This window comes from Mycobacterium attenuatum, assembly GCF_900566085.1.
Lineage (GTDB): Bacteria > Actinomycetota > Actinomycetes > Mycobacteriales > Mycobacteriaceae > Mycobacterium > Mycobacterium attenuatum.
In genome coordinates this window covers 1-4,981 of sequence record NZ_UPHT01000199.1, presented here as the reverse complement: position 1 = coordinate 4,981, position 4,981 = coordinate 1, and the positions used below count along the sequence as shown (strand labels likewise).

Sequence of the window (4,981 nt, the reverse complement as noted above, 5' to 3'; positions counted from 1 at the left end):
GGTGGCCTGAATGCCTTTGGGCTTGCTTGAGCCGTATGCCGGGACAACTGGCACGTACGGTTCTGAGGGGGCTCCGGCGCGGCAACGCGCCGGAGCTACCCGACTGGTCTCGCCGCTGCTGGCGAACGTCTATCTGCACCGGATCGATCGGGTGTGGGACGTTCGCGAGTTCGGGGTGCTGGTGCGTTATGCCGACGATGCCGTGGTGATGTGCCGCTCTCGGCAGCAGGCGGAGGCAGCGCTTGCGCGGCTTCGGGCGCTGCTGGCCGAACTCGGTTTGGAACCGAAGGCGGCCAAGACTCGGATCGTGCACCTTACCGACGGGGGCGAGGGACTGGATTTCCTCGGCTTCCACCATCGGTGGGTGCGCGCTGAGGGGCGCACCGGCGGTAAGGGCGTCGCCTTCCTCACCCGCTGGCCCGCGGACAAGGCGATGCAGCATGCGCGCGACCGGATCCGGGAGTTGACGGATCGTCGCCGGATGCTGCTGGATGTGCAGTACATCGCGGGAGAGGTCAATCGCTTTCTGCGAGGCTGGGGCGGATACTTCCGGTACGGGAACTCGGCCCAGCGGTTCACCAAGATCAGAGACTACGCGGTGATGCGGATCGCGGGCTTCATTGCGAAGAAGCATCGCCGCTCCCGAGCGTTCGGTCGGTGGGTTATCGCCTACGCGTCGGACAATCAGCTCGGGCTGATCCGCCTTGACAAAACGGTTGTTGCACCCAGGCCTTTCCGGTCCTGGCGGGTGGCGCCGAATGCCGGCGGCGAACGGCGTCGGTAAGCCGTGTGCGGGAGAACCGCATGCACGGTTTGACGGGCGGGAGCTGGAAACGGAACACAGATCGGGCACGGGGCCACGGAGATGAACGACACCAGGGGAAACCCTGCGGTCACCAGCGGCTCCGCGACCTACCGTCGATCCACGTCACCGCGCCAGCTCTCGACCCTACATGTCGGTTGGGTTCGGCAATTTCACGTCGCGAAAGGCGTTGAACGCCAGCGGGTTAGCGTGTGAGGCGTGTTTGGTTGTCCTGTGTCGCCGGGTTGAGCGGGCTTTCCGGGGGCTGGTTTGGGTCTTTCGGGTCGGCGGGACGGGGTTTTGTGCGTCAGGGGAAGGCGTTGCGTAGGCGGTGCCAGGCGGTCGCGATGGTGGTGGCCCACCGCCAGGTGGCGTCGATGCGTAGCCGTAGTTGGCGGGCACCTCGGGTGATGCGGGCCGCGACGTGCAGCACCCGGTAGCGGAACGTGGTGATCTCGGCCCCTCACGGATTCCCCCGGCGGTATCGATGGCCGGGTACCAGCCCTCGGCGAGGTTGAGGGTCCCCGGCCCCGTGATCGCGGCAGGCGTGGGCGAAGCGGTCGGTGGTCGTCGAGGCCATCGGCCCCAAACACATGCGTGCGATCACCACGCAGCCGGCCGACCCCGTCGATACAGTCCGCACCGTCGGCCACCGCTGCAGCCAGATCAGGCAACACCGCCCCCGGGGCGTGCACCCACGGCCCCTTGTACGTGTCGGCCAAAACGGCCGTGAGCTGCGCCGACAACCCGGTCAGGTCCGCCGACTCGCGCAACAGGCCCATCCCGGCATGTGACACCACGCCGCGGCCGCCCGCCGACACTTTCACCCGCGAAACCGCTGCGCTACTCCTCACCTAGAAAGTGCCCTCCCGCTCGGAATTATGGACCTTCAGCAGTCTCATTATTCGTTGCAGGACAGTCGCTTTCGCTAACTCAGAATCGTGTCATGCCAAGTTCAGCGCAAAATCCTGGCTAAGCTGCCTCCAGTGCGACGCCGTCGTCGACAACTCGGCTGTGGGCACGGTCCGCACCCGCCTGCACCCGAGGTAGCACAATGCCCAGCGTGCTGAGCCACATCATCGCCACTGACCTCCACGCGCAGCTTCTTCGACCACTCGGTGACAGCGTGCATTTCTCAGGTGCGCTCAGCATGAATCACCTTCGTATCGACACCGCAGAATACCCGCGCGGGAGTGTGTCTTTCGCGCCTGTAACACCCGTTTGCTAATTAATCGGACTCAGCCCGGCACTGGCGGCAAAAGCGTCCAACAGCTCACAATTGTTGTTGTCGAAGAGTTTTCGCCAGGGTCAACAAGTGCTCAGCAGCGTCTTGTTAGCGTTAGCCGACAAGTTCGCCGCGGCTCTCCAAGCCGACAGCATCTGCATTCCAGCCAGCCGGCGGTATCGGCAATGCACTCCCGACTTCATCGCTCAACGTCATCAATCCGCTGGGCTGGATCACGCCACCAGTAGACATCGTGCCGGAAAATCCCAGAGGCTCAGCAACGAGACTAGATGTAGGCAACCCCGACTTGCCCTCCGCTCCACCGCTAGTCGGCGTCGACACGAAACCCGCCTTTGATGCGGCATAAGAACCGCAACCCACTGACGGAACCGCACCACCGATCGCCACGGCAGCCGCCGGTGCCGCACCTACGCCAGCCATCGGTAAAGCCGCGACGGCAACTGGCGTAGCCGCCGTCGCCATCGCAGCTGCCGCGCCAGCCATACCCGGTGCGACGGCGCCCACTGTTGCCGTCGCCACAGCAAGCGGACTCGCCACTATCCCGAAAGTACTTCCAAGAAGCCAACCGACAACAAACTCGGCGAAAGCATACGCGATATACGGAAGTAGGAAAGTATACATCAAAACGTTTAGCCAAAACATGTCGATCGCCAGTGCCGTAACAATGAACATGAATACGAGGTAAGTCAATGCCATCGCCGGATTACCAGTGAGGACGCCATACACTATTTCCGGCATGCTTTCTATACTTTGCTCTACGAAAAATGCGAACAACCAGAGCGCGGTGTAGTAGTTCCAATAAAGACCCACTAAGAATAGCCAGAAGTCGCCCCAAGGGAATGGCGTGAGGGTCTGGTTAACGGTTTCACCGCTATTGGCTTTTAGGATGGGCGGTGCTGGAGGTGTACGGGGTGCGGAGGTCAATTTCACTGTTGTCAGCGTTTGGTACATTTCCATCGTGGTGGCGGCTTGGATCCACATTCGGGTGTAGTCGGCTTCGTTGAGGGCGATCGGAATTGTGTTGATTCCGAAGAAGTTTGTAGCGAGCAACATTACATGGCTGGTGCGGTTGGCGGCTAACTCGCCTAGGGTGGGCATAGCGGCCAGTGCATCGATGTAGCTAGTGGCAACGGCTTGATGGCTGGCGGCGCAAGCACAGCAATCGGTGCTGACCTGCGTTAGCCATGCCAGATAGGGCGCGTAGGCGGTTAGGCAGATTCCGGCGCTGGGGCCTTCCCAAGCGCCGGCTCGCAAGGCCGCCAAACTCGCGGTCAGGCCTTCGGCCACTGATGCATATTCGGCGCTCAGCAAAGTCCACCCGTCAGCTGCAGCTATGAGTGACGCTGGCCCGGGGCCAGTACATAACAACGCCGAGTGCACTTCCGGTGGCGAAGCCATCCAGATTATTGCGGCCATATAACCCCTTAATAAGATAACAGCTTCCATTGGGCACGATTGTCTCTGCCTGTGTCCCGCGCGATCCGAGCGGCCCAATCATGGAATTTCCGGCAGTAGTCATGTCGCCCATCCGACATTGCATCTATGCACATCGGGGAGCGTATCGCACGGATGCCCCTGCCTTGGCGAAGTCTTTTGAGAGATGAGGCATTTCCTTGAGCTGTTGTGTCACCGTCAACTATGCAACAAAGCTCAACCGGTCCAGCTTAAAAGCGTTCACGCACGATGCATCCTGATCACATTTCCGCATGACGGCGGCATGTGGCGACTGTAGTCGAAATTGCGTCGCTTGACCAAATTGATATGTCCGATCAATCCATAAGAAGAATCGATCGACCAAGATCTTCGCATAGCTTTGACCATCGGATGGGTTGACTATGCGTCGTATGAAGAAAACGCCGTCCAAATCCAAATCGGGATGATCGATGGCTGCCGCCGTGCCAAACGCAGTCCGGCCGGGTCAAATCCGGGGATGGGCGTACGACGTCGTCGTGTGATTCTTCGTGTTGATGGTTAACCAACCGCTGGAGTGTCAGCCCTGCCGTTAAGGGGTTGGTGGTTCGGGATTTGCTGACGACGTCGAGGCTGAGGTAGCGCCAGGATTCGACACGCGCATCGTGTTGTTGGCGAGCACGGCCCCGACACGGCGGGATCGGGGGTTGCGGTCAGGGAAGATGCCGACTACGTCGGTGCGGGCGTCGGATCTCCGCGTTGAGCCGTCTGAGAATCAGGTCAACTTTCCACGACGTAAGATCACAAGAACTGCGGCCATTTTCCAGACGATGATTTGACGATGATCGCGAATCTACCTTGGACTGCAATACATTTCGAGTGGGAGGTGACTATTCGGGCGCCGGAACTAAGAACTGAATGGTGGCGCTGACCGCGCTGTCCCGGATCATTGTTTGCGTCGACTTGCGTCGCTGCGTCCACCGGGTCAGTGTCTTTCGTTCCGCGACGGTCAGCACCAGCTCCGTTATCGGTCTCCCTCGCTTCGTCACGCCCGAACCATGTTATGCATCAACGGATTCGTGTCGAGGAACGCGGGTCACGCCAGTTACGTTTATGTAAACGAACTCCTGGCGCGGGACACTAGTCGGCGCAGATACGAGTCGATGACGGTCACGGCGATGTCAACGTGATGCAGGCTCGCCGGCGATAGGTAACGCATCATCTCGAACGACATGTGGTAGTACGCTCCTGTGTCTGAGACACCACAGCCTCTAGGCCGAGTTGCGTTATGTCGCGTCGTGTTTGCCGTGCCCCCTGGATGACTCGCGTGCGGTTTGCGGCGCACGGTGGACGGCGACGCCGCCGGTTTTTGGCGGCTGATCGCCGAGTTGGACGGCGAGCGGCTCGACCGGTCCCGTCCGATGTGGATGTCGTATCTGATCGACGGCCTGGCAGGTGGCCGATTCGCCTTCTATATCAAGGTGCATCACACCGTCATCGACGGTGTGGCCGGCTTGAAGATG

3 protein-coding genes and 4 pseudogenes are annotated in these 4,981 nt (G+C 60.7%); 2 read left to right on the top strand and 5 right to left on the bottom strand.

Features of this window, described 5'->3' with window-relative positions; all coding sequences use genetic code 11:
- Window positions 1-16 precede the first annotated feature (16 nt).
- Window positions 17-784 carry a group II intron maturase-specific domain-containing protein gene (locus tag EET13_RS29540; protein WP_244604197.1) on the top strand — a complete coding sequence of 256 codons (768 nt, stop codon included), beginning with the start codon at window positions 17-19 and terminating at the stop codon, window positions 782-784.
- A gap of 325 nt (window positions 785-1,109) precedes the next feature.
- On the opposite strand, the pseudogene EET13_RS32150 reads toward EET13_RS29540, so the two are convergent.
- The 5 genes and pseudogenes from EET13_RS32150 to EET13_RS30750 form a co-directional block, all read right to left on the bottom strand.
- A pseudogene (locus EET13_RS32150) lies at window positions 1,110-1,262 on the bottom strand (IS1380 family transposase); the annotation flags it as partial.
- A gap of 10 nt (window positions 1,263-1,272) precedes the next feature.
- Window positions 1,273-1,656: pseudogene (locus EET13_RS32145) on the bottom strand (transposase); the annotation flags it as partial.
- Between the two features lie 485 nt (window positions 1,657-2,141).
- Complete coding sequence (locus EET13_RS29530) at window positions 2,142-3,446, bottom strand: PPE family protein (RefSeq protein WP_244604198.1); 1,305 nt, start codon at window positions 3,444-3,446, stop codon at window positions 2,142-2,144.
- A 590-nt stretch (window positions 3,447-4,036) separates the two neighbouring features.
- A pseudogene (locus EET13_RS33080) lies at window positions 4,037-4,225 on the bottom strand (transposase); the annotation flags it as partial.
- A 123-nt stretch (window positions 4,226-4,348) separates the two neighbouring features.
- Complete coding sequence (locus EET13_RS30750) at window positions 4,349-4,507, bottom strand: hypothetical protein (RefSeq protein ID WP_168991364.1); 159 nt, start codon at window positions 4,505-4,507, stop codon at window positions 4,349-4,351.
- Window positions 4,508-4,795: 288 nt separating this feature from the next.
- Here EET13_RS30750 and EET13_RS29525 point away from each other — a divergent pair.
- Window positions 4,796-4,981: pseudogene (locus tag EET13_RS29525) on the top strand (wax ester/triacylglycerol synthase domain-containing protein); the annotation flags it as partial.